At 74.8% G+C, this 21851-nt stretch carries 20 protein-coding genes, 1 tRNA gene and 1 pseudogene; 10 read left to right on the top strand and 12 right to left on the bottom strand.

Annotated features, from left to right (window positions below; genetic code table 11):
* The first annotated feature begins 13 nt into the window (after window positions 1-13).
* Window positions 14-682 carry a maleylpyruvate isomerase N-terminal domain-containing protein gene (locus tag ABT006_RS27790; RefSeq protein WP_350711106.1) on the top strand — a complete coding sequence of 223 codons (669 nt, stop codon included), beginning with the start codon at window positions 14-16 and terminating at the stop codon, window positions 680-682.
* 133 nt (window positions 683-815) lie between these two features.
* Here ABT006_RS27790 and ABT006_RS27785 read toward each other — a convergent pair whose 3' ends face one another.
* Window positions 816-1697: a DUF1028 domain-containing protein gene (locus tag ABT006_RS27785; protein ID WP_350711104.1), complete on the bottom strand. Its 882-nt coding sequence runs from the start codon at window positions 1695-1697 to the stop codon at window positions 816-818.
* A gap of 87 nt (window positions 1698-1784) precedes the next feature.
* Entirely contained in the window at window positions 1785-2993 is a 1209-nt protein-coding gene (locus ABT006_RS27780; RefSeq protein WP_350711102.1) for a low temperature requirement protein A, read from the bottom strand.
* A 140-nt stretch (window positions 2994-3133) separates the two neighbouring features.
* Between ABT006_RS27780 and ABT006_RS27775 the strand changes: the two genes are divergently transcribed.
* Both ABT006_RS27775 and ABT006_RS27770 read left to right on the top strand, forming a co-directional pair.
* Window positions 3134-4108, top strand: coding sequence for an LLM class F420-dependent oxidoreductase (locus tag ABT006_RS27775; protein WP_350711207.1), 975 nt, complete (start codon window positions 3134-3136; stop codon window positions 4106-4108).
* A complete protein-coding gene (locus tag ABT006_RS27770; RefSeq protein WP_350711100.1) occupies window positions 4105-4896 on the top strand; it encodes an SDR family oxidoreductase in 792 nt (263 codons plus the stop codon). The genes ABT006_RS27775 and ABT006_RS27770 overlap by 4 nt, the downstream gene beginning before the upstream one ends.
* Window positions 4897-4961: 65 nt before the next feature.
* On the opposite strand, the gene ABT006_RS27765 is transcribed toward ABT006_RS27770, so the two are convergent.
* Window positions 4962-5105, bottom strand: coding sequence for a hypothetical protein (locus tag ABT006_RS27765; RefSeq protein ID WP_350711098.1), 144 nt, complete (start codon window positions 5103-5105; stop codon window positions 4962-4964).
* Here ABT006_RS27765 and ABT006_RS27760 point away from each other — a divergent pair.
* A complete protein-coding gene (locus ABT006_RS27760; RefSeq protein WP_350711097.1) occupies window positions 5091-5345 on the top strand; it encodes a MerR family transcriptional regulator in 255 nt (84 codons plus the stop codon). The two genes, ABT006_RS27765 and ABT006_RS27760, sit on opposite strands and share 15 nt — an antisense overlap.
* Window positions 5346-5384: 39 nt before the next feature.
* On the opposite strand, the gene tnpA is transcribed toward ABT006_RS27760, so the two are convergent.
* Window positions 5385-5816 carry an IS200/IS605 family transposase gene (tnpA, locus tag ABT006_RS27755; RefSeq protein ID WP_350711095.1) on the bottom strand — a complete coding sequence of 144 codons (432 nt, stop codon included), beginning with the start codon at window positions 5814-5816 and terminating at the stop codon, window positions 5385-5387.
* Window positions 5817-5834: 18 nt separating this feature from the next.
* Here tnpA and ABT006_RS27750 point away from each other — a divergent pair, with 18 nt between their 5' ends.
* Window positions 5835-6950 carry an RNA-guided endonuclease InsQ/TnpB family protein gene (locus ABT006_RS27750; RefSeq protein ID WP_502891034.1) on the top strand — a complete coding sequence of 372 codons (1116 nt, stop codon included), beginning with the start codon at window positions 5835-5837 and terminating at the stop codon, window positions 6948-6950.
* Window positions 6863-7066 (top strand): dihydrofolate reductase family protein, encoded by a 204-nt coding sequence (locus ABT006_RS27745; RefSeq protein ID WP_350711205.1) that lies wholly within the window; start codon window positions 6863-6865, stop codon window positions 7064-7066. Before ABT006_RS27750 ends, ABT006_RS27745 begins: the two co-directional genes overlap by 88 nt.
* A gap of 210 nt (window positions 7067-7276) precedes the next feature.
* Here ABT006_RS27745 and ABT006_RS27740 read toward each other — a convergent pair whose 3' ends face one another.
* From ABT006_RS27740 to ABT006_RS27710, 7 genes are all read right to left on the bottom strand, one after another.
* The gene (locus ABT006_RS27740; protein ID WP_350711091.1) at window positions 7277-7678 is read right to left on the bottom strand and encodes a hypothetical protein; all 402 of its coding nucleotides are present in this window, start codon (window positions 7676-7678) and stop codon (window positions 7277-7279) included.
* A gap of 261 nt (window positions 7679-7939) precedes the next feature.
* Entirely contained in the window at window positions 7940-8779 is an 840-nt protein-coding gene (locus ABT006_RS27735) for a hypothetical protein (protein ID WP_350711089.1), read from the bottom strand.
* Window positions 8780-8849: 70 nt separating this feature from the next.
* The gene (locus ABT006_RS27730; protein WP_502891032.1) at window positions 8850-11396 is read right to left on the bottom strand and encodes a transglutaminase TgpA family protein; all 2547 of its coding nucleotides are present in this window, start codon (window positions 11394-11396) and stop codon (window positions 8850-8852) included.
* Window positions 11372-12544 carry a DUF58 domain-containing protein gene (locus ABT006_RS27725; protein WP_350711086.1) on the bottom strand — a complete coding sequence of 391 codons (1173 nt, stop codon included), beginning with the start codon at window positions 12542-12544 and terminating at the stop codon, window positions 11372-11374. Before ABT006_RS27725 ends, ABT006_RS27730 begins: the two co-directional genes overlap by 25 nt.
* Before the next feature lie 12 nt (window positions 12545-12556).
* Window positions 12557-13552 carry an AAA family ATPase gene (locus tag ABT006_RS27720; protein WP_350711084.1) on the bottom strand — a complete coding sequence of 332 codons (996 nt, stop codon included), beginning with the start codon at window positions 13550-13552 and terminating at the stop codon, window positions 12557-12559.
* A 27-nt stretch (window positions 13553-13579) separates the two neighbouring features.
* A complete protein-coding gene (locus ABT006_RS27715; protein WP_502891031.1) occupies window positions 13580-16204 on the bottom strand; it encodes a fibronectin type III domain-containing protein in 2625 nt (874 codons plus the stop codon).
* A gap of 155 nt (window positions 16205-16359) precedes the next feature.
* Window positions 16360-17106, bottom strand: coding sequence for a fibronectin type III domain-containing protein (locus ABT006_RS27710; protein WP_350711201.1), 747 nt, complete (start codon window positions 17104-17106; stop codon window positions 16360-16362).
* On the opposite strand from ABT006_RS27710, the gene ABT006_RS27705 reads away from it, so the two are divergent.
* Window positions 17105-18328, top strand: coding sequence for a hypothetical protein (locus tag ABT006_RS27705; RefSeq protein WP_350711218.1), 1224 nt, complete (start codon window positions 17105-17107; stop codon window positions 18326-18328). The two genes, ABT006_RS27710 and ABT006_RS27705, sit on opposite strands and share 2 nt — an antisense overlap.
* A 934-nt stretch (window positions 18329-19262) precedes the next feature.
* On the opposite strand, the pseudogene ABT006_RS27700 reads toward ABT006_RS27705, so the two are convergent.
* A pseudogene (locus ABT006_RS27700) lies at window positions 19263-19701 on the bottom strand (tetratricopeptide repeat protein); the annotation flags it as partial.
* A gap of 222 nt (window positions 19702-19923) precedes the next feature.
* Between ABT006_RS27700 and ABT006_RS27695 the strand changes: the two are divergent.
* From ABT006_RS27695 to ABT006_RS27685, 3 genes are all read left to right on the top strand, one after another.
* A tRNA-Leu gene (locus ABT006_RS27695) sits at window positions 19924-20010 on the top strand.
* Between the two features lie 125 nt (window positions 20011-20135).
* A complete protein-coding gene (locus tag ABT006_RS27690) occupies window positions 20136-20633 on the top strand; it encodes a hypothetical protein (protein ID WP_350711082.1) in 498 nt (165 codons plus the stop codon).
* A 28-nt stretch (window positions 20634-20661) separates the two neighbouring features.
* Window positions 20662-21657, top strand: a complete 996-nt coding sequence (locus ABT006_RS27685; RefSeq protein WP_350711080.1) for a tyrosine-type recombinase/integrase — start codon at window positions 20662-20664, stop codon at window positions 21655-21657.
* The last annotated feature ends 194 nt before the right edge of the window (window positions 21658-21851 follow it).

Below are 21851 nucleotides of genomic sequence, written 5' to 3'. Positions count from 1 at the left end.
CGGGGGAGGACCGGTGGAGCGGGTACGGGCGGCCTTCCGGGACGAGTGCGCGCGGCTCGGCGAGGTGCTGCGCGGCGTCGACGAGGCGGATCTCGACCGCCCCACCGACTGCCGCCCCTGGACCGTGCGGGAGCTGCTGGCCCACGTGCGCACCGGCGCCGGGCGGCTGGTCGACATGCTCGCCGCGCCGGCCCCGCCCCGCGCCGAGGTCGACGCCGCCGCGTACTACGGCGCCGCCAAGTTCACCCCGCCGGTGGACGCCGCCCGCATCGACAGCGGCCGGCGGGAGGCCCGGGAACTCGACGGCCCCGCCCTGGTGGCCGACTTCGACCGGGCCTGGCGGGACGCCCTGGCCGCCGTCGACGCCCAGCCGCCCGGCCGGGTGGTGCGCACCCGCCACGGCGACGCGATGGCGCTGGCCGAGTTCCTGCGCACCCGCGTCGTGGAGGTCGGGGTGCACGGCCTGGACCTGGCGGCGGCGCTGGACCGGGAGCCGTGGCTGACACCCACCGCGGCGGAGATCGTCGCCGGCCTGCTCACCGGCGGGCGGCCCGTCCCGGCGGAGCTGGGCTGGGACCGGCTCACGCTGATCCGCAAGGCCACGGGCCGGGCGGACCTCACCGCCCGGGAGCGGGCCGTCCTGGGCGCCACCGGCTTCTGCTGGCTCTCCTTCGGCGGCTGACCGGTCTCCTCCCGCCGACCGCGCGAGCCGCCGCCGCGTCCGCGCGACCGGCGAGGCCGGGGGCCGGGCTGCTCGCGGTCTCCCCGCGCGGGTGTCCGCCCCTTCCGGGACGGTCGTCGCCGGGCGACGCGGGTCAGGTGGTGGCGAGGGGGTCGCCCGCCGCGCGCGGCGCGGGCACCCGCGGCACCGCCTTGCGCAGGTGGTCCAGCACCACGGGGTCGATGCGGCCGGGCACCAGCCGCTCCTCCAGGTTCTCCATCCCGGCCCAGGCGAAGAACGCCTCTCCCGGCCGGTCCGGGTCGACCGGCAGACCCAGCGCGGCCAGCAGCCCGCCGACCTCCGTCGCCACCGCCCCGGTCAGGTCGAGCAGGGTGGCCGGATCGGGCCGGCCGAAGAGCAGGGTGTGTAGCCCGAGCAGCCGGCCCAGCTCGGTCACCGGATCGGGGTGGTCGTCGACCCGCAGGTCGACCAGGACGTCGCTGGTGCCGCCGTACCCGCCGCCGCGCTCGACTACCAGCAGCCCGGCGCTCTGCCGGCCGCGCCGGTCGCCGCCGGCCTGGTCCCCGGCGCGTAGCGCGGCGAGCAGCCGGTCGGGGAACGGCAGCGCCGCCCCGCCCAGCCAGGCGTCCCGCACCGCGTCGATCACCTGCGGGCCCGCCAGGATGTTGCCCTGCGCTGCCCAGCCGTCGCCTGCCTGGCCGCCGGCCCACGGGTGGCAGGCCGGGCCCGTCCAGGTCGCGCCCGCGCCCGTGGCGGCGACCACGCCGAGTTGGCGGTGGTCCCGGTCGGGGTCGGCGGCGACGAGGCCGGCAACCACCTTGGCCGCGGCCACCCCGGTGCGCAGCAGCGTCAGCCCCTGCGGCCGGTACGCGAGGTTGATGTGCGCCTGGGTGGCGAGCGCGCCGACCTCGGCCTCGGCGGCCGGGACCAGCGCGCCGGCGGCCAGGAACCTGCTGGCCACGACGACGCCGTGCAGGCGGCCGTCGTCGGAGCGGGCGACGAGCGAGAAGGTCATGCGAGGAGGTTAGCTCGCGGCCGGCGGCCATCGTCGGTGCTGGATGCGACCCTCCTGCCGGGGCGGCTCCGGCGGTTCACCCGGTGCTCAGAAGGGCGGTGCCGCGGCCTCCGGCGGCGCGCCCCGGGCCCGGCGGGCGTCGGCGACCGCGACCGCGGCCAGCAGCACGGCGGCGACGGCCGCGGCCACCAGCGACACGGTGCGCAGCAGCACCGGCATCAAAACCAGCAGCACGACGGCGGCGATCCAGCGCGACGGCGACACCCGGCTGAACACCTCGTACTCGAACCGGGCTCGGCCGGCGAGGAAGAGCACCGGCCCGCCGAGCACCATCGCCAGCCAGGCCGCCTCGGGGCGGTCCAGCGGGTGTTCGATCACCAGCTTGTAACCGATCGCGGTGGCGGTCAGCCCGACCACCATGACCAGGTGGGTGTCGGCCGCGGACCGGCCGATGCTGGCCGGGTGCCGGGCCCGCACGACGGCCTCGGCGAGGATCTGCCCGGCCCGCTGCACGTAGATCCGCCACAGCACGATCGAGGTGGCCAGCGCCAGGGCGAAGGCGAACGTGTGCCCGACGCCGGACGGGCCCTCGCTGTAGGCGAGGCCGGCGACCAGGATCGTCTCGCCGAGCGCGACGAGGAAGAACTGCTGGTACCGCTCGGCCAGGTGCTCACCAGCGATGTCCCACCGGGAGACGGTCGAGCGACCCAGCCCCGGCACCGGCCAGCCGAACCGGGCGGCCAGGTACTCGGCGGCGAGCGCGGTGGTCCACAGCAGCACCCGCGGATTGGTCGGCACGAACGCACCGATGATCCAGAGCGTGCCGGTCGCGCCGTAGACGAGCAGCATCCGCAGGTTCAGCCGTCGGTACGGGTGCGAGCCCAGGGCGAGCAGCAGGATCAGCGGGCGGGAGAGCTGCGCGGCCACGTACGCCACGGCAAACGTCAACCCGGTCTCCCGGAACGCCCGGGTGATCGCCACCCCCATCACCATGCTGGCCACCAGGGCGGTGATGACGACAGCCTGCAACCACGCATGGTGCGGGTCGTACCGGCTGGTCGTCCAGGAGGTGCCCTGCCACACCGCCCAGAGCGCGAGGAGCAGCAGCAGCGTCTTGGCGCCGCCGGTGACCGCGCCCCAGCCCCGGGCGCCCCCGGGCTCCAGCGCCAGGTCCTCGAACGAGCGGACCGAGATGCGGGTGAGCGCGAAGACGTACACCAGGTCGAAGAAGAGTTCGAGGAACGTCGGCCGGTCGGCGGCCGAGGGCAGCCGGCGTCCCGCCTCGTGGGTGGCCATGGTCAGCTCGCCCCGCCGTCACGCGCGCCCATCCCGCAGTCGTAACACCGCCGACCGCCCGGCTACCGGGAAACCGGGGCGGGATCTTGATCCGGGTGACAGCCGGCGGGCACCATCGACCGATGACGACCCGATGGGGCATGACGGTGCCGCTGGACGGCATCCCGCTCGCCGACCACGCCGCGGTCTACGCCGCTCTCGACCGGGCCGGTTACACCGACGTGTGGTCCTCCGAGGTCGCCGGGGCGGACGCGTTCACCCCGCTGGCGCTCGCCGCCGCCTGGCAGCCGCGGCTGCGCCTGGGCACCGCGATCACGCCGGTCTTCACCCGAGGACCCGGCCTGCTGGCGATGAGCGCCGCCGCGCTCGCCGAGGCCGCGCCCGGCCGGTTCGCGCTCGGCATCGGCGCGTCCTCGCCGGTCGTCGTGCGGAACTGGAACGCCGTGCCGTTCGACGAGCCGTTCCGGCGCACCCGGGACGTGCTGCGTTTCCTGCGCGTGGCGCTGTCCGGCGCGACCGTCGACGAGGCGTACGACACCTTCGCCGTGCGCCGGTTCCGCCTGGAACGGCCGCCGGCCGTGCCTCCGCCGCTGCTGCTCGCCGCGCTGCGCCCGGGCATGCTGCGGCTCGCTGGCGCGGAGGCCGACGGCGTCATCCTGAACTGGCTCGCCGCCGGCGACGTGCCGCGGGCGCTCGCCGAGGTGGGCGAGCGGCGCCCGGGATTCGAGGTGGTCGCGCGGATCTTCGTCTGCCCCACCACCGACGCCTCGCACGCCCGCGCCCTGGGCCGCCGACTGATCACCAGCTACCTGACCGTTCCCGCGTACGCCGAGTTCCACCGCTGGCTGGGCCGGGAGGAGGCGCTCGGGCCGATGTGGCGGGCCTGGGCCGCCGGGGACCGGCGCGGCGCAGGCGCGGCCGTGCCCGACGAGGTGGTCGACGCGCTGGTGCTGCACGGCTCGCCGGAGCACTGCCGTGAGCAGGTCCGCCGCTACGCCGACGCTGGGATCGACGTGCCGGTGCTGGCCCTGCTGCCCACCCCCGAGGTGGCCGCCGGCGGCACGGCGGCGCTGGCTGACCTGATCACGCGCCTGGGGCGGGGTGAGCCGCGGTGAACCTCACCGACCGGGTGGTGGTGATCACCGGCGGGGCCGGCGGCATCGGCTCCGCCCTGGCGCGGCGGTTCGCCGCCGAGGGCGCGGCCGCCGTGGTGGTGGCCGACCTCGACGCCGACGCGGCCCGCACGGTCGCCGACGGCGTCGGCCCCGTCGCCCACGCCGCCGCCCTGGACGTGACCGACGAGGAGCAGGTCCGCGCGCTGGTCGCCGACACCGAGCGGCGGTACGGGAGGATCGACCTGTTCTGCGCGAACGCGGGCGTGACCACGAGCGGGGGAGTGGAGGTCGACGACGCCGGCTGGGACCGCGCGTGGCGGGTGAACGTGCTCTCCCACGTCTACGCGGCCCGGGCGGTGCTCCCGGCGATGCTGGCCCGGGGCGGCGGCTACCTGCTGCACACTTGCTCGGCGGCGGGCGTGCTGACCGCGGTCGGCGACGCGGCGTACACGACGACGAAGCACGCCGCCGTCGGCTTCGCCGAGTGGCTCTCCGTCACCTACCGGGACCAGGGTCTGCGGGTCAGTGCGCTGTGCCCGCAGGGCGTGGACACGCCGATGCTGGCCGAGGGGCTGGCCGCCGGGCACCTCGGGGCCCGGGTCATCGCCGCCTCCGGCGCGGTGCTCAGCCCGGACCAGGTCGCCGACTCGGTGGTCACCGGCCTCGCCGAGGAGCGATTCCTCATCCTGCCGCACCCGGAGGTCGCCGCGTACGCCCTCCGCCGTGCCGAGGACCCGGACGGCTGGCAGGCCGGGCTGCGCAAACTCGTCCGCCGCCTCCGGGCGTAGTGCGGCGACGGCAGCCATGGCGGGTAGCCGACCCGGAGGGTGTTCCCCAACTCCGGAACAGCCGGTCACATCGGCCACGGCCCCAGTCGTCCGTAGGCGACGAAGCCGGCCAGCAGCAGCACCACCAGGTTGCCGCCGATGAGCCGCACCGCGGGAGGTGGCGAGACTTCGATCCGTGCATGATCGAGCGCGTCGTGCTGATCCAGCACCTGCTCGCCGCAGGCTTGTGCAGCATCACCATCGGCGAGCTGCTTCCCTGCCTGGAGGCATCCCCCGAGGAACGCACCGGCGTCATGGAAGCACTTCTCACCCAGGAGGTCGCCAGGCTCGAAGCCAAGCGTCGAGACATCGACCGTGAGCTCGACGTGCTGCGGGCACTCCGACGAGATGTCACCGACACTCCCTGCGTGTCCCCCGCAGGGATCGAGGACTCGATCAACGTGGCCTAGCGAGGAATCCCGGTCGCTTCAGGGCCGGGAGGAATCGCGTCACGAGCCTGGACGTTTCTGGTTTTCGATGTACTCGCGGATGGCGGATAGGGGTGCTCCACCGCACGATCCGGCGTAGTACGACGGTGACCACAGGTGGCCGTGCGTGATGTGCTGGTTGATCCGGCCGGTGAACTCCTGCCGAAGGTAGTGCGCGGAGACGCCTTTGAGCCTGTTGACCAGGGTCGATATCGGTAGTTTCGGCGGGTAGTGGACGAGGAGGTGGACGTGGTCGTCTTCGCCGTTGAACTCCCGCAGTTCCGCACCGAGCTTGGCGCACACGCCGGCCATGATGTGCCCGCACCGGGTGAGCATGGCGTCATCGAGCACGTCCCGCCGATACTTGGTGACGAAGACAAGATGCACGTGCAGGTTGTGCACGACGCTGCGGCCACGGCGAACGTCGGGGTCTGGGGCCCATCGGGGTGACATAGACAAGAATGATAGATTGTGGACGTGAAACTGGTCGTGCAGGTGCGCCTGTTCCCCGACGCTGGCCAGGAGGCGGCGTTGCGGAACACGCTCGGCCTGTGCAACGAGGCCGCGAACCTGGTTTCCGGCGAGGCGTACCGGGGGCGGGTGTTCGGCAAGCAGGGGTTGCAGCGGCTCACGTACGGGCGGTTGAAGGCGATGGGGTTGTCGGCTCAGCCGGCGATCCACGTCGCCCGCAAGGTCGCCGGCGCGTACGCCACCCTGAACGCCAACATCCGTGCCGGGAACCTCGGCAAACCGGGGTCGAAACGTCGCCGCAAGGCTGAGGGAAAGCCGATCAGGTTCCGTCGGGACGCCTCCCAGCCGTTCGACGACCGCTGCCTGTCCTGGCAGATGCGCTCCCGCACGGTCTCCATCTGGACCACCGCGGGGCGGCAGGCCGGCATCCGATTCGGGTGCTCCGAGCAGCAGTACGCGACCCTGGTGGCGCACCGGCGGGGTGAGTCTGACCTGGTCCACCGTGACGGCAAGTGGTACCTGTACGCCACCTGCGACATCCCTGACGTCGAGGTGAAGGAGCCTGACGGGTTCCTCGGCGTGGACCTGGGCATCGCGAACATCGCCACCACCAACGACGGCACCCGGCACTGCGGCAAGGGCCTCAACCGGGTCAGGCATCGAAACCAGCGGTTACGGGCCAAGCTCCAGCGGATCGGCACCAAATCGGCCAAGCGGCTGTTGAAGGCCCGCCGCCGTAAGGAAGCCCGGTTCGCGGCCGACACCAACCATCGCATCGCCAAGCAGATCGTGACCGAGGCCGAACGCACCGGCTGCGGCATCGCCCTGGAAAACCTCACGGGCATCCGCGACCGGGTACGGCTCCGACGGCCCCAGCGGGTCACACTGCACACGTGGGCGTTCCACCAACTCGGCCAGTTCATCGCCTACAAGGCGACACGAGCCGGGCTGGCCCCACGTTCCACTTCGTCGACGGCGACCCGGCCACGGTCCTCAAGCAGGCGCAGGAGGCGGCGCAGGGCAAGGACATCCGACTCGGCGGTGGGGTCACCACCATCCGGCAGTTCCTCGACGCGGACCTCGTCGACACCATGCATGTGGCGGTTTCGCCGGTGAAACTCGGGTCCGGACTACGACTCTGGGAGTCCCGCGATGAGCTGCTCGACCGGTTCCATCTCGAGGTCGTGCCCAGCCCGAGCGGCGTGACACACCACCTGTTCTGGCGGAAGTGACACCGATGGCCGACTCGGGGATGTCAGCACGGCCGATGCGGGCGTACCAGTAGACGATCGCGTGGTTGCGGGCGAGTACCGACACACGCTGCGGTACCGTCCGCAACTATCGAACAGTCAACTGGGCAGCGGCCCGCATGGCTGCTCTGCGGTTCCGTTCGAGGGCAGCGCCCAGCTGAACAGGTGCGGACACGGCCTGCCGCCCGGTCGTCAGTGGGCCGCGCGGCGGCGGCGCGCCCTGGACGCCCGGCCGTACGCCGACAGCACCAGCGCGGTGACGCCCCAGAGGACGATCGCCCAGCTCGTCGGTGGAGTCCAGGCCGACAGCCAGCCCGCACTGTCCGCCGTGCTCAGCGGAGCACGCGGCTGCACCGACATGGCCGCTGCGGCGAAGCCGGCCGCCGCAAGGCCGCACAGCACCGGCACCACCGTGCGGCGGAACACGACTGCGGTGAGCAGAGCCGTTGCCAGCCACAAAGATGCTCCGGACAGGAGAGCGGCGGTGGTGGTGGCGTGGTCGGTCGGAGAGGGTTGCTCACCGAAGAATGCCGCGGAGGCGATGAGGCCCGCGTACAGGGACCATGCGGCGCCGGGCAGCGCCAGGATCAGCATCAACCATGGGTGCGCCCGGTGGCCTGGTTCGGGGGGAGGGGAAGAGCCCGCAACGGCACCGTCGTGCTGCTCGCCATCCCCTGCGTTGGTCATGCCCTGATCCTGGCCCGGCGCGCGCCAGGTCGCCTGAGTTACGGTACTCAACCTGCTGGCCCCCGTCAGGGAGCAAGACGTGGTTCCTCGGGCTCGTCACGACGATCGCGATGCGTGTCCCGGCTGCTCCTGAGCTTGTCGTTCAGCCGAGAGGCTGCTCACCCCGCCTCACGTTCCGATCGAATGATCCTCACGTCCACCTGATACGCCCAAGCTCGTTTCGTTGGGACCTCTCGGGTTGGTTCCCTGCCCGGCAGCCGTCACATCGGCGGCGGCGCCGGCCCGGTTCCGTCGCCTCGCGAGGACGATCGCACCCACCGGCAGCAGCACGAGCCACAGCAACACCAGCCCGGGAGCGAGCGACCGCCAGATGGGCCACACCGGCTCGGCGAGCCCGTCCGTGGCCAGGTCCGCCCAGGTGAGGCCGACCCCTGGGAGCAATCCGATCGTCGCCAGTGTGCCGACCAGCAGGGGTACGGGCGACCGTCGCCGCGCCACCGGCCAGAACAGCGCCGCGCCGGCGGCGGCACCGAGGAGGGTGCCGATGACCGTGGTGGCGAGGAAGCCGTCGGGGGCGGCCGGGGCGACCCTCAGCGTCGACCCGTACGCCCGGTGGGTGAGCGTGACCGTCAGGCCCTCATTTTCGGCCCGCCAGCCGTCGCACGGGGCGCCCGGCACGCGACGGAGGCTCTGCCAGCCCCGCGATGCGGCGTTGCGCCGCAGCTGTTCAGAGAGCGAGCAGTCGACGCGGACACCGTAGTGGAACACGGCGTGACCGGAGCCGAAGTCATCGGTGGCCAGGAACACGCCGTACCGGTAGCCGCGCTGGACCGCCGAGCTGTCTGGCTCGGTTCCGGGGAGCAGCTCTGCCGCCACGCTGCGGGCCCGCTCGGGGCTGAGCGGTACGGTGCCCCGGCCGCCGTACCAGGAGCCGACGCACAGGCCGACCGTGCCCAGCAGCACCGCGCCGAGCAGCAGCAGCGCGACGAACCGCAGACGATGTCCCACCGGCCCTCCTGTCACGGTGCGGCACATCGTAGCCCTTGCCATCTATCCGTGGTGGCCTGCGTGACAGAGTTCAGCGCGGCCAGCGGAGGGGGCCGGGGCGGACCGACCAGAGGACGCGGCGCCACCAGGGGCGTGCGGCGCGCAGCGCTGTGACGTAGTCGTTGGCGATCGTGCCGGCCCGGGTGGCCTGCTCGGGCGTGACCGTGCCCGGGGCGAAGGCCGCCTGGTTGAGCAGGTCGGCCAGCTCGTCCACCCGGGCGTCATGCTCCCCGCCACCTGCCGTGGTGCGCGGCGGGCCGGTGTCTGCCGGTGCGGGACCGGCGGTGCCGACCGGATCGGCCGGGGCCCCGGAGATTCCGGCTCGGCCGTCGGTGAGGGCCCGGCGGGCGTGGGCGGCGACCTCGGTGGCTGCCAGGTCCCCGCCGACCGGTCGGCCGGCCAGCCGCAGCGCGTCGGTGAGCTCCCGCCAGGCGCCCGCGATGCGCTGGCCGGGGTCGCCCCGCTCCAGCCGCGCCCGGGTCTGCGCCCGGCGCATAATCATCAGGACGATCAGCGCGGCCACGGCCAGCAGCAGGGTGCCGCCGGTACCGCCGCCGACGAGCAGCGCCGTGGACGGCCCGCCGGCGTCGGTCGGCTTGCCCGGCGCGGCCACCGGCTCCGGCGGGGCGGTCGGCTCGACCGTCGGCTCCGGCACCTCCGACGGGGGCGGTTCGTCGGGCGTCGGGCGGAAGTCTTCCTCCACCGGGCGCGGTTCCTCGTCGGGTCGGGGCAGCGGGTCGAACGGCACCCAGCCGAGCCCGTCGAAGAGGACCTCCGGCCAGGCGTACGCGTCGCCGGCCCGGACGGGGCCGTCGCCGGTGGCCCGGAAGCCGACCACCACCCGGGTCGGCAGCCCGGCCAGTCTGCCCAGCACGGCGAACGCGGCCGCGAACTGTTCGGAGGTGCCGCGCTGGCCGCCGGCGTCGCGCGGTCCGAAGAGGAAGAAGTTCAGGTTCGGGTATGCGTGTCCGCTCGGCGCGTCCGCGACGAGGCGGTAGTGCTCGGCGAGGAACTGTTCCACGGCGGTGGCCCGTGCGTACGGGGCGCCGTTGGACTCGGCGAGTTGGGTGGCGAGCCGGCGCAGCGGTTCGGGCACCCCGTCGGCGATCCGCAGCACCCGGGCCACCTCGTCGCCGGCGGGCACGTCCGCTGTGCTGAGCAGGTTTCCGTCCGGCGTCTCCACGGCCGAGGTCACGGTGTAGCGCAGGCCCGGTGTCAGCCCCTCCGGCCGGATCAGGGTCCCGGTTGTCGGGTCGTATGCCACCCGCGCTCCGGTGACCTCGCGGGGTGTGGCGGCGGCGGGCAGCAGTCGGCCGCTGAGTTCGGCGACGGTGATCTCCTGTCGTACCGTTCGTACGGTGCTGTCCGGCGCGGGTGTTGTTGCGGGCAGGATCCGTCCGGCGTTGCGGTACGTCGCGCCGACCCGCCAGGTCACGCCGTCGTAGTCGCTGAGCACGGCCAGCCGGATCGGTGCCGGCCGGCCGCCGGTGTCCGGCCCGGTGCCGGAGTCGGGGTCGGGGTCGGGCGCCCCGGTCGGCGCGGGTGCGTCCGGGGAGTCGGTGCGGACGTCGAGCAGCTTCTGTCCGGGGTTGAGCGCCCACCCGGAGATGCGGATGAGGGGGCTCTCGTCGAGCGCGTCCACCTGCGGTGGTTCGACGTACCGGCGCGGGTCCACCGGCCGGCCGTCGACCTGGCCGGCGAGCGCCGGGCCGAGCAGGGCGGCCAGGCTGACGACCACCGCCAGCCCGGCGGCGGAGGCGGCGGCGAGTCGGGTCCGCACGGCGGCGCGGACTGCGGGCGTCAGCCCGGCGGTCGGGTCGTCGCCGGCCGTCGCCGTGCTGCCCGGCGGTACCGCCAGGCCGAGCACCGCCACGGCCACGAAGGCCAGGGTGGGTCCGATCGCAGGGTCGGCGTTCGGGCCGACCACGTAGAGCGCGGCGGCGTAGAGCAGCACCGGCGGCAGGTAGCCGAGCAGCACCCGGCCGGCCCGCAGCGCCACCTCCGCCGCGGCGAGCCCGGCCAGCCAGGCGGCGACCAGTGGCACCAGCACCGTGTCCGGGGTCGGCTCGACCGGGATCATCGCCGTCAGCAGCCGGGGGATGCCGTTGGTGGCGGCGTCCGCGGTCACCTCGGCGAGACCGCCGGGCAGTTCGGCCCGGGTCGCGGTCAGCCGCAGCGACCAGGCCGTCCAGCCGGCCATCGCGGTCACCGAGACCGGCGCGACCAGCCACGACGGCAGCCGGCGGGCCGCCACGCTGACCAGCACCGAACCGATCGCGGCACCGAGGACCAGCCGGGTCAGCAGTGGGCCGGCGTAGACCCGGCCGAGCACCGCGCCGGCCAGGCCGATCATCGCGATCAGCGCCAGCGGCACCGGCACGGCCCGCAGCGCCTGCAGCACTGCCCGGCCCGGCCTGGCGGTCCCGCTGTCGCCGGGGCCGTCCCGGTCCGGCCCGGAGCTGCCCGTGGCCTGGCCGTTGCTGCCCGTGGCGTGGCCGCCGCTGTCGGCCGGTGGCGGCGACGCCGTGCCGTCGCGGACTCCGCCGGTCGCCCTCACCATCTGCGCACCCCGTCCCACTCGGCGGCGAACGCGGCGCCGTCCGGGGCGTCGATCACCACCAGGCCGGCCGCGGCCGACGGCGCCGGCTCTGCCGCCCCGAAGATCCCCACCACCACCGACGGGTACGCGGCGCGCAGCGCGCCCACCGCGCCCAGGTCGCCCCGGCCGCCCGGGCCGGTGAGGAAGACGAGCGTGTCGCCGAGTCGTTCCCGCCGCAGTCGGGTGGTGGCGGGTTGGAGGACGTCGTCGTCGGCGAGTTGTGTCGCCGCGAGCCGGTCCAGCGGCCCGCCGCCGTGCCCCGTCTCGTCGCCCGTCGGGTCCGGTCCGGACGGTTGCGGGGCGACCATCAGCAGCGCCACCGGCAGGTCCTCGCGGACGGCGGCGGTCACCACCGAGGCGGCGGCCTCGCACGCCGACTCGAACGACTCGGCCACCCCGTCGACCCGCTCGGGGTGGGCGGCGGCGCGGTTGTCCAGCAGCACCACGATCCGGGGCAGGCTGGTGTCGACGTTCTCCCGCACCATCAGCTCGCCGACCCGGGCGCTGGTGCGCCAGTGCACCCGGCGCAGTTCGTCACCGACCACGTACTCGCGCAGCGAGTCGAAGGTGATCGACCCGTGCGGCACCTTGTCCACCCGGCCGTCCAGGCTGCGTCCCGCCCCGGTGGGCACCGCGTGCAGCGGATGGATGCGCGGGTGCACCCAGACCGGCACCGTGCCGCCGTAGGGGCGGGCCAGCGCCACCAGGCCCAGCGGGTCGCGTCGGGTCACCCGCAGCGGCCCGACCGGCACCACGCCGCGGCGGGAGGTCGGCACGTCGTAGCGGACCGTGGTGTCGCGGCCCGGTCGCAGCCGCAGCAGTGGCACCGGGACCGACCGGTTTCCGCACCGGTCCTCGGCCACCAGGCTCGCCGCCGGCAGCCGGCCGGCGTTGCGTACGGTCAGCGTCATCGCGGCCGGTTCGCCCCGCGCTACCCGGTCGGGGTCCGCGCTGCGGGTCACCTCCAGCCGGGGCCGCCAGGCCGCGGTCGCCAGGGCGTAGCCGACGGCGGTGCCGGCCGCCGCGCCGAGCAGCGTCAGCTCGGGGTACGCGAAGCGGAAGCCGGCGCCGAGCAGCACGACGGCGGCGACGAGCAGCCCGACGCCTCGGGCGGTGAGCGTGGACACCGGCGTTGCCGGTCAGCCCTGGACCGGGGCGGGCTGGCCCGAGGGGAGCGGCACCGGCACGGAGGCGACCGCCTGGCGCAGCACCTCGGCGGCGGTCACCCCGCGCACCTGCGCGTCGGGGGTGAGCAGGAGCCGGTGCGCGAAGACCGGTTCGGTCAGCGCCTTGAGGTCTTCCGGCATGATCCAGCCCCGCCCGTCGATCAGCGCGTACGCGCATGCCGCCCTGGTCAGGGCGATGACGCCCCGGGGGCTGACGCCGACGCGTACCTGCGGGTGGGCGCGGGTGGCCGCGGCGAGCCGCACCGCGTACGTGTAGAGCGGTTCGGCGATGTGGACCCGGCGGGCCATGCGGACCATCTCCCCGACGGTGGCCGTGTCGGTGACCGCGGTGAGCGCCTCGGGGGAGCGGATCGTCGCGCCGCGCAGCACCTCCACCTCGACCGCCTCGTCGGGGTAGCCGACGGAGAGTTTCACCAGGAACCGGTCGAGCTGGGCCTCGGGCAGCCGGTAGGTGCCGTCCATCTCCACCGGGTTCTGGGTGGCCACCACCAGGAACGGCTGCGGCACGGGGTGCCGGACGCCGTCGACGGTGACGGTGCGTTCCTCCATTACCTCCAGCAGCGCCGACTGCGTCTTCGGCGAGGCCCGGTTGATCTCGTCGGCGATGACGATGTTGGCGAACACCGGCCCCGGGTGGAACTCGAAGCCCCGGGTGGCCTGGTTGAAGATGGTCACCCCGGACACGTCCGAGGGGAGCAGGTCGGGGGTGAACTGGATGCGCCGCCACTGTCCCTTGACGGTGGCGGCGATGGCCCGGGCCAGGGTGGTTTTGCCGACTCCGGGCACGTCCTCGAGCAGCACGTGCCCTTGGGCGAAGAGCGCGGTGAGCGCCAACCGGACCACCTGTGGTTTGCCCAGCACGACCGCGTTGACGTTCTCGGCCAGCCGGGCGGCGAGGGCGGCGAAGCCCTGCACCTCCGGCTGGGTGAGCGGCTCGTGGGTGTTCACGGTCGGTGGTGCTCCTTGCCTGGGTGGTCAGCAGGTGGGCAGGACGTTGATGTTGTCGCCGCCCTCGAGGTTGAGCCAGGCCCAGGGGATGTAGTTGCGTCCCTTGTAGTCGACCTGCACCCACCAGGTGCTCTGCTTCTGGTTGTTGTAGATCCAGGAGTCGACGTTCTCGCCCGACTTCTTGCAGTACGCCTTGAGTCGGGTGCCGGGCTGCGCCCAGCCGACCTGCCGGTTGTTGTCTTGCCGCGGGACCGAGAAGATTTCGTTGCCGTTGCGGCCGTCGACGTCGGAGTTGCAGTACGTCCGCTGGTCGCCGTCGGGGCCGTTGTTGCAGGTGGCGATGCCGTAGAGGGCGTCGGTGGCCTGGGCGCGGGTGGCGGTGCCCTTGCCGGCGGCGTTGCTCGCGGTCACGGTGAAGGTGTACGCCGTGCCCGGGGTCAGGCCCGTCATCGTGATGCCGGAGCAGGTCCCGGTCTTCGTCGGCTCGCCGCTGGTGCTCAGCGAGCAGGTCGCCTTGCCGCCGCCGGCGTCCACGGTGAACGTCACCGTCGCCGAGGTGGCGGTCGCCGACGAGCCGGTCACGGTGATGCGGGGCTCGGCCACCGTGCGGGCGGTGGCGGTGGCCTCCGGGCCGGGGCCGGCCTCGTTGACCGCCTTCACCTTCACGGTGACGTTCTGGCCGTTGCCCAGCCCGTCCACGGTGGCCCGGGTTTCGGTCACCTCGCTGGTGCGCCCACCCACGTCCACCAGGTACTTCGTCACCGGGCGGCCGTTCGCCCCGGCCGGCGACCACTGCACGGCGACGGTGCCCGGCCGGTCGGCGACCGTGGTCGCCCGCAGGTCGGCGGGCCGGTCCGGCGCCGCGTACGGCACGACGGTGTTGCTCACCGGTGAGGCTGCCGAGCCGGCGCCCCGGTCGTTGACGGCGACGACGGTGAACGCGTACTGCGTGCCGTACTCCAGCTCACCGGCGGGCACCACCAGCTCCGTCTTGCGGGACTCGCCGGCCGGCGCGTTGGTGCCCGCCGAGGTGGCCGTGACCACGTACTTCGCGATCGTGTTGCCCTGCCCGTTCGCCGCCGGCCACTTGACCAGCACTGTGCCGTCCGGCCGTTCCTGGGCGGTGACGCTGGCCGGCGGGTCGGGCACCGCGGCGGTCGGCGTCACCGGGTTGCTGGTCCGCGCCGGGCCGTCGCCCTTGGCGTTGACCGCGTGCACCGAGAACCGGTACGTCTCGCCGTTGGTCAGGCCCTTGATCTCCACGGCCCGCTGGTTGGCGCCCACCTGCACCCGCTGGCCGGCGCCCTCCACCACGTACCGGGTGATCTCCGCGCCGTTGGTCGGGGCCGGCCGCCAGCTCACCCGGGCCTGCGCGTTGCCGGCGGCGGCGGTCACGCTGCGCGGCGCGCCCGGCTTGCCGACCTTGGGCTTCTTCGGCGGGGGCGGCGGCGTGGGAGCCGGCGGCGGGTCGCCGCCGAGCACGTCGTTGGCGTACTTGTCGACCTCGCGGACCTGGTGCTTGTCGTCCACCACCCGGGCGGTCGCCGAGTCGGGGGCGTTGACGAAGAGGTGGTTCTCCCGCACCTCCAGCTCCAGCGGCCCCGTCCCCTTGCCGCGGATGGTGTCGACCAGTTGGCCGTTCGCGTCGAAGGCGTAGACCGTGCCCGACGCCTCGTCGGCGCAGTAGAACCGGCCGGCCCACGCCACCGCCGGGCTGAGCCGGTCGCCCGTGCCCGGCACGGTGAACACGCGCACCTCGCCGCCGTCGCCGACCACGTATACCCGCCGCTCGCCGGGCACCGTCACCGGCACCGCCGGTCCGCTGGTCCGCGCCGGCAGCGCGCCCGGGGCGCTCATCGTCAGCGACGTTGGACGGACCTGGCCCCGCTGCACGGTGACCAGCGCGCCGGCGGTGCGGTCGAGCACCGCGACGCCGTCGTCCAGGGTGGAGACGACCAGCTCGTGACTGGCCTCCGCGACGTCGTACGTCTCGACCTGCTTCGGGCTGAGGCCGGCCCCGGCGGCGGCCGAGGCGGGCGCGGAGGGCAGCGCGGCGGCGGTGATCGCCGAGACGGTGCCCTCGCTGGGCACCGCGATCCAGAGCCGGCCCTCGCCGTCGAAGGACCCGCCGGTGATGCCCGGCGGGTAGCGCACGGGCTCGCCGACCGGCGTCAGGGACCGCGGGTCGAGCTGCCGGACGATGCCCTGCACGGCGTCGACGACGAACGCCGCGTCCTCGTGCAGGGCGACGCTGACCCCGAGGCCCGGGGTGGTGCGGGTGGTCGCGGTGATCTGCAGGGTGGCCAGGTCCAGCGAGCTGACCTGGCCGGTGTTCAGGTCCCGCAGGATCAGCAGCCGGTCGGTCTGGGTGACCTGCATCGGGTGCCGGCGGGCGGCCGGGATCTCGACGCGGGTGTCGACCCGCGCGGTGACCCCGTTGACCCGGGCCATCTCGCTGCGGGCGGTGCTCCACAGCCAGGAACTCGCGTCGTAGCTCGCCACCGCGTTGTCCGCCGCGCCGAGACCGAGGACGGTCAGCCCCATCGCGGCCAGCAGCGCCCCCACCGTCCCGATGGTGACCAGACCGCCCCGCATCCGGCGGGAGTGGGGACGCGGACCGCCGGCGTTCGCGGCGTCGTCGATGGTGGCCACTACCGGCTGCCTCCCATGTCGTCCTGGCAGGTGGCGCGCCCTGACCGGCGACCCTCCCCTGAGCCGGGTGCCATCATATGGCCCGGCCGGGGGCGGGGGAACCCGCGCTGTCCCGCTGTGGACACCGAGCGTGCGCGCCGCGCCGGGGGTCGGCCTCAGGTCGCCGGCGTGTCGCCCTCCCGCTCCGTGCAGACCTGCCCCGACGTGGCGAACGAGTCCGTCGAGTAGACCGCCAGCACCGTGAAGCAGTAGTCCACCCGCGAGTTGAGCCCGTTGACCGTGTAGCTGGTCTGGCCGGGGTCCACCGTGGCCATCACGCCCAGCTTCTGCCCGGCCCGGCCGCCGGCCACCATGAACGGCACGCCGCCGCGCGCCGGGTCCGTCCAGCTCAGGGTGATCGTCGCCGAGTCGTCCCGCAGCGTCAGGTCGCCCGGCGGCGGGCCGGCCGCGTTCGGCGAGGCCGCTGCGGTCGTCGACGCGGCCGGTGTGGCGGGCCCGGCCGGCGCCGCCTCCCGGCTGAGCACCAGTACGCCCACCCCGACGAGCGCCGCCAGGGCCAGGACCGCGACGACCACGGCGACGACCACCGCCGTCCGGCTCCGGCCGCGCTCCTCGGGCTCGGCGACCATCGGGTACGCCGCCGGCGGCGGGAAGGCCGGCGGCTGGTGGGCCGGCCCGGGCGCGGTGGACGGCGATGGCACCTCCTTCATGGGGAACGTCTCGTCGATGTCGAGGTACGCCGGCGCCTGCTCCCCGGTCCCCTGCTCCCGGCCCGGCTCCCGCTCCAGCACGGGTTCCTGGTCCGGCTCGTCCTCGACGTCCTGATCGCGGTCGCTCCCGGTGGCCGGCGGCCCGGTCAGCGCCTGCGGGGGAGCCGTGCTGCTCCACGGCGGAGCGGTCATGCTCCACGGCGGCGCCGGCGCCCCGCTCACGGGAGGCGAGGGCTGCGGTGGTGCGCTGACGGGCGGGTACCCGGGAGGCGCGCTGACCGGCGGTCCGCTGATCGGTGGCGCGCTGACCGGGGGAACCGGCGGTGCGCTGACCGGCGGCGTCGGCGGCGCGCTGACCGGTGGCGGGACCACCGGTGGGGGTGGCAGCGGTGGGGCGGTGACCGGCACGCGCGGCGGCGGGGGGATCACCGGAGGGGCCGGGATCGTCTGCCGTGGGGGCGCGGGCGGTGCACTGACCGGCGGCGGGGGCGGACTGACCGCTCGGACCGGCCCGGGCGGTGCGCTGACCGGGGGCGCGGGCGGCGCGCTCACCGGCGGCGCACTGACCGGTGGTGCGCTGACGGGGGGCGCGGGCGGCACGGCGACCTGTGGCGCAGGTGGTGCGCTCACCGGGGGTGCGCTGACGGGGGGCGCACTCACGGGGGTCGCGCTGACCGGAGCTGTGGGCGGGGCGCCGACCGGTGTCGTCGACGCGGGCGTGTGCGGCGCCGCGGCGGCGACTTCCGACGTCCCGGGCGAGGCCGGGGCGGCCTGCGACGCGCCGGGCGGCGCGGTGGCGGCCGGCATGCCCGCAGCGGCCTCGGCCTGCTTCGCGTTGGCGGCGCGGGCGGCCTCCTCGGCGAGCAGGGGCTCGATCTGCCGTACCTGGATCGTGGGGTTGTCCCACCTGGGCCCGCGCGTCGACTGTTCCGGCGTCTCCGGCCCGGCCGGCGCCGCGTCGTCCGGCCCGGCCGGACGCGGTGCCTCGGCGTCGGGCGTCGGGCGTGCTGCGGTGGGGACCGACGGCGGGGTGGGGGGTGTCGGCGTCCTGTCGCCGGACGTCGGTGCCGCGGTCGGCCGACCGCCGGATGCCGGGGACGCGGCCGGTTCGGCGGTGGGTTCCGGTGCCGCGGAGGGCGTGGCGTCGGCCGTCGCCTCGTGGGCCGTCCGCTGCCGCGGTGGCACGGCGGGGCCCGGCTGCGACGGCGCGACGGTGGGCGGCGTGGGTGGCACCGACACGGCGGCGGTGGCGGGAGGCGCCGCGTGTCGCGGGCCCGGCGCGGCCGTCGCCGCCGTCGGCGGGGGAGACGAGACGGCGCGCGCCACGTGCGGCGGGATCGGCGGTGGTGGCGGGATCGTCCTGGCGGCGGGGGCGGACGGGGAGGTGCCCTCAGTCGCCGGTGCGGCGGGATGAGGCGGGCTCTGCGGCGCGGGCGCCGACGGAGCCTGCGCCGTGGACGGCTGCGCGGGGGCAGGGGCCCACGGAGACTGCGGCGGCGCTGCTGTACCGCTGGCGTGGCGCGGCGGTACCGCCGGAGGCGGCGGGACGTGCGGTGGCCGCGCCGGGGCGGTGGTCGACGGCTGTGGTGGCACGACCGGCGGTGGGGGGACCGGCGGTGAGGGGACGGCGGCCCGGGCCGACGCCGAGGGCGCGCTGCGTGGTGCCGGGACCACCGGGGGCGGCGGGATCTGTTGCGCCGGGACGGCGTGCGGAGCGGCCTGTCCGGTCGCGGCGGCGTGCGGCGGTACGGGCGGAGCCGGGACCCGGGCGGCGTGCGGCGGGTTCGGTACGACGGGCGGGGCCGGGGGAGCCCATCCGCTGTGCGGCGGGCTGGGCACCACCGGTGGCGGCGGAACCGGTGCGGCGCCGGTGTGCGGCGGGACGGGTACCGCCGGGGGAGGCGGCACCGGGGTGACGTGCGGCGGCGCGGGCACTGCCGGCGGGGGCGGCACCCGGCCGGCATGCGGCGGACCCGGGTAGGGCTGGGCCGGCGGCTGGTGTGGCACCGGCGCGGCGCCAGTGTGCGGCGGGTACGGGGGTGCGGGGTTGTGCGGCGGGGTGGCGGTGGCCCGAACCGGACCAGGCGGAGCCGGAACGGTGGGCGGCGGCGGGATCGGCCGATGGTACGGCGGCGCGGGCGGTGCCGTGGGTGGGCCGGCGGTCACCGGCGGCGCGGGCGGCTGCGCGGCCGGAGGCTGCACCGTCGGGGTCTGTGCGGCCGGAAACCGGGGTGGCTGGGGGATCGCGGTCGGCTCGTGAGGCCGCCACGCGGTGGAAAGGGCGGCCAGCGAGATGGTCGGCTCCGACAGGGCCGACAGGCCAGGCCGCGCGCCCGGCGCGGGCTGCTGAGGGGCGGGAGCGGCATCGCCGAGATACTGCCGGGCCGTGCGTACGGCCGGGTGCTCGACACCGAGCACGGCGGGGCCCAGGGCGGCGACGAGACTGTAGTTGCGGCGCGCCTCGTGCCGGTTGCCCAACTCGTGCGCCACCGCCGCCAACTCGAAGGAGAGCGCCAACATCAGCGGGTCGGCGGGCGGCCAGCGTCGCTCGCCGGCGGCGTACGCCTCCTCCAACGTCCTGCGGGCGGCGCCCGGGTCGTCCGCCTCCCGGTGCAGGCGGGCCAGCAGGTGCGCGGTGCTCAGCACATCAGGGTGATCCTTGCCGTACGGCGGCCGGGCGGATCCGACGGCGTCGGCGAGCAACCGGCGGGCGGCGGTGAGATCGCCCGCGGCGCGCAGGGCGAGGGCCCGATGCTGGACGGCGGCCAGGGGAGAGGGATGGGACACGTGGTCATGCTGCCGGGTCGGACCCGCCGGACGCCACCCGGGCCCACCGGTCGGCGTCGGTCGTCCCGCCCCGTGGGCGCGCCCGACCTGCACGGACGCACCGGCCGGAAGCCGATGTGCATGATCCACCCGGGGCGTGTACAGTAACTCCTCGTGCGGCCCGCCAGAGCGGCCTACGGGTGATGAGATCCCCCAGGTCGGCGCGGTAGGCTGAACGAGTAAGTCCGGGTGGCGGAATGGCAGACGCGCTAGCTTGAGGTGCTAGTGCCCGTATAGGGCGTGGGGGTTCAAGTCCCCCCTCGGACACCAGTCTTCGTGCGGGATCACGGGAGCTCACCACCCTGGTGGCTCCCGATGAGGACTCCGCGTAGCACTCGTACAGACATCGATGACCGGGTCTCTCGGCTTGTCACGCTGAGGCCGCGGCGGTCACCATGACGGCCGTCCGGCAACCGCCCCGCCGACACCTCGACGAGCAGCTCATCGGCGCGGTCATCCCGACCCCGCTTCCTCGCCCGGCACCGCCACCGGCTCCGATGCCGGAGCTGCCCCCACCGCTTCCAGCTGCGCGGGAACCGGTCGACGACATTGTCTTCGACGCAGCCCGCCCGGACGCTGACGGCCGGGTGGCCGCCCGGGCGTTGCTGCGGGCGCTGGGCTGGCCGTCCGGTCACCGCCTCCACATCGACGTCACCGACGGCCTGCTCCTGATCACCTCCGCACCCGACGGGACGCATGCCGTCGGCGCCCGCGGGGCACTCCCGCTGCCCGTCGCGGCTCGGCAGATGTGCGGCATCACCTCGCAGCAGGTGGTGCTGCTGGCGGCGGTCCCTGCCCGCGATCTGCTCGTCGTGCATTCCTCGAACACCATCACGCGGCTCCTCGCGGACCTGCACGCCGCCGTCCTCGGAGGCCCCTATGATGCCGGCTGATCCGTCACGCATCGTCACCGCCCGGCAAATGCTGGCCCATCTCGGCCTCACCCCCGCCGACCTCACCGCCCACCCCGACACTTCCGGCCGCACGATGCCGACAGTCGCCGAGTACGTGCCTCGCGTCGCGGCCGCGGCCAGCCCGGGCACGCGGCGCACCTACGGCACCTACTGGGACCGGATGGCCGCCGTGCTCGGTCATCTGCGGCTGGACGAGGTGAGCGCCAGCGACATCGAAGCCCTCATGCGTCAGGTCACCGCCAGCGCCCGCTCCCGGCGGACCGGCCGCCAAGGCCGCCACGCTGGCGAGCATGTGATCGCAGCCGCCCGCGCTGTCTACCGCCGGGCCATCGCCGACGGCTACCTCACCGCCGCGGACAGCCCCGCCCACCGGGTGGCCAAGCCACGTCGGCTGCCCAACCCCCGCCGCGCCCTCACGCCCGGGGAACTGCAGGACATCAACGTGGTCGCGCGGAACAGCGGCAACGACGTCATCCTCGACGCACTGCTGCTGCGGCTGCACACCGAAACCGCCTGCCGACGCGGCGGCGCCCTCGCTCTCCGCCTGGTCGACCTCGATACCCGCCACTGCCTGGTCCGCCTCACGGAGAAGGGCGGCACCCTGCGCTGGCAACCCATCACCCCGACCCTCACCGAACGCCTCCTCGAGCACGCCCAGGCTCGGGGCGCGGTCCTGCCCACCGACCGGCTGCTGCGCTACCGCAACGGCCTGCCGATCAGCAGCCGCCGCTACGACCACCTCTGGAGGCGCATCGGAGACCGTCTGCCCTGGGTCGCCGCGCAGGGCATCTCCACCCACTGGCTGCGCCACACCACCCTCACCTGGGTGGAACGCCACTTCGGCTACGGAGTAGCCCGCGCCTACGCCGGGCACACCGACCGCCGCGGACCCGCCACCACCACCTACATCAAAGCCGACCTCCACGCCGTCGCCACCGCCCTCGCGGCCATGACCGGCCAGCCCCACCCACTCGCCGCCTTAACGCCTACACCCGATAGGTAGGCGACGGTCGTGCCGCAGTCAGCGCATGAGGCCATTACCCCCGGGTCCTGCGCCCGCAGCCCCCGACAGGTAACACTGCGTAACAAGCGCGCGCCACCTGGGAGTGTCAAGTTAACGGCTGATCTTGGTTGTTGAGGTGGTCAGTGGTTGGCCGGGGTGAGCCGGCCCTCGAAGGCGATCTGGAAGGCGTTCAG

Source organism: Micromonospora sp. NPDC002717 (assembly GCF_040295705.1).
GTDB lineage: Bacteria > Actinomycetota > Actinomycetes > Mycobacteriales > Micromonosporaceae > Micromonospora.
This window is presented reverse-complemented; position numbering and strand designations above follow the sequence as displayed.

Coding starts and splice junctions, on each gene's coding strand:
- ABT006_RS27705 (WP_350711218.1), top strand. CDS start 17,105: ATGCTCCACGGCGGCGCCGGCGCCCCGCTCACGGGAGGCGAGGGCTGC.
- ABT006_RS27710 (WP_350711201.1), bottom strand. CDS start 17,106: ATGACCGCTCCGCCGTGGAGCAGCACGGCTCCCCCGCAGGCGCTGACC.
- ABT006_RS27740 (WP_350711091.1), bottom strand. CDS start 7,678: ATGCTGATCCTGGCGCTGCCCGGCGCCGCATGGTCCCTGTACGCGGGC.
- ABT006_RS27775 (WP_350711207.1), top strand. CDS start 3,134: ATGACGGTGCCGCTGGACGGCATCCCGCTCGCCGACCACGCCGCGGTC.
- ABT006_RS27785 (WP_350711104.1), bottom strand. CDS start 1,697: ATGACCTTCTCGCTCGTCGCCCGCTCCGACGACGGCCGCCTGCACGGC.
- ABT006_RS27780 (WP_350711102.1), bottom strand. CDS start 2,993: ATGGCCACCCACGAGGCGGGACGCCGGCTGCCCTCGGCCGCCGACCGG.
- ABT006_RS27690 (WP_350711082.1), top strand. CDS start 20,136: ATGACGGCCGTCCGGCAACCGCCCCGCCGACACCTCGACGAGCAGCTC.
- tnpA (WP_350711095.1), bottom strand. CDS start 5,816: ATGTCACCCCGATGGGCCCCAGACCCCGACGTTCGCCGTGGCCGCAGC.
- ABT006_RS27685 (WP_350711080.1), top strand. CDS start 20,662: ATGCTGGCCCATCTCGGCCTCACCCCCGCCGACCTCACCGCCCACCCC.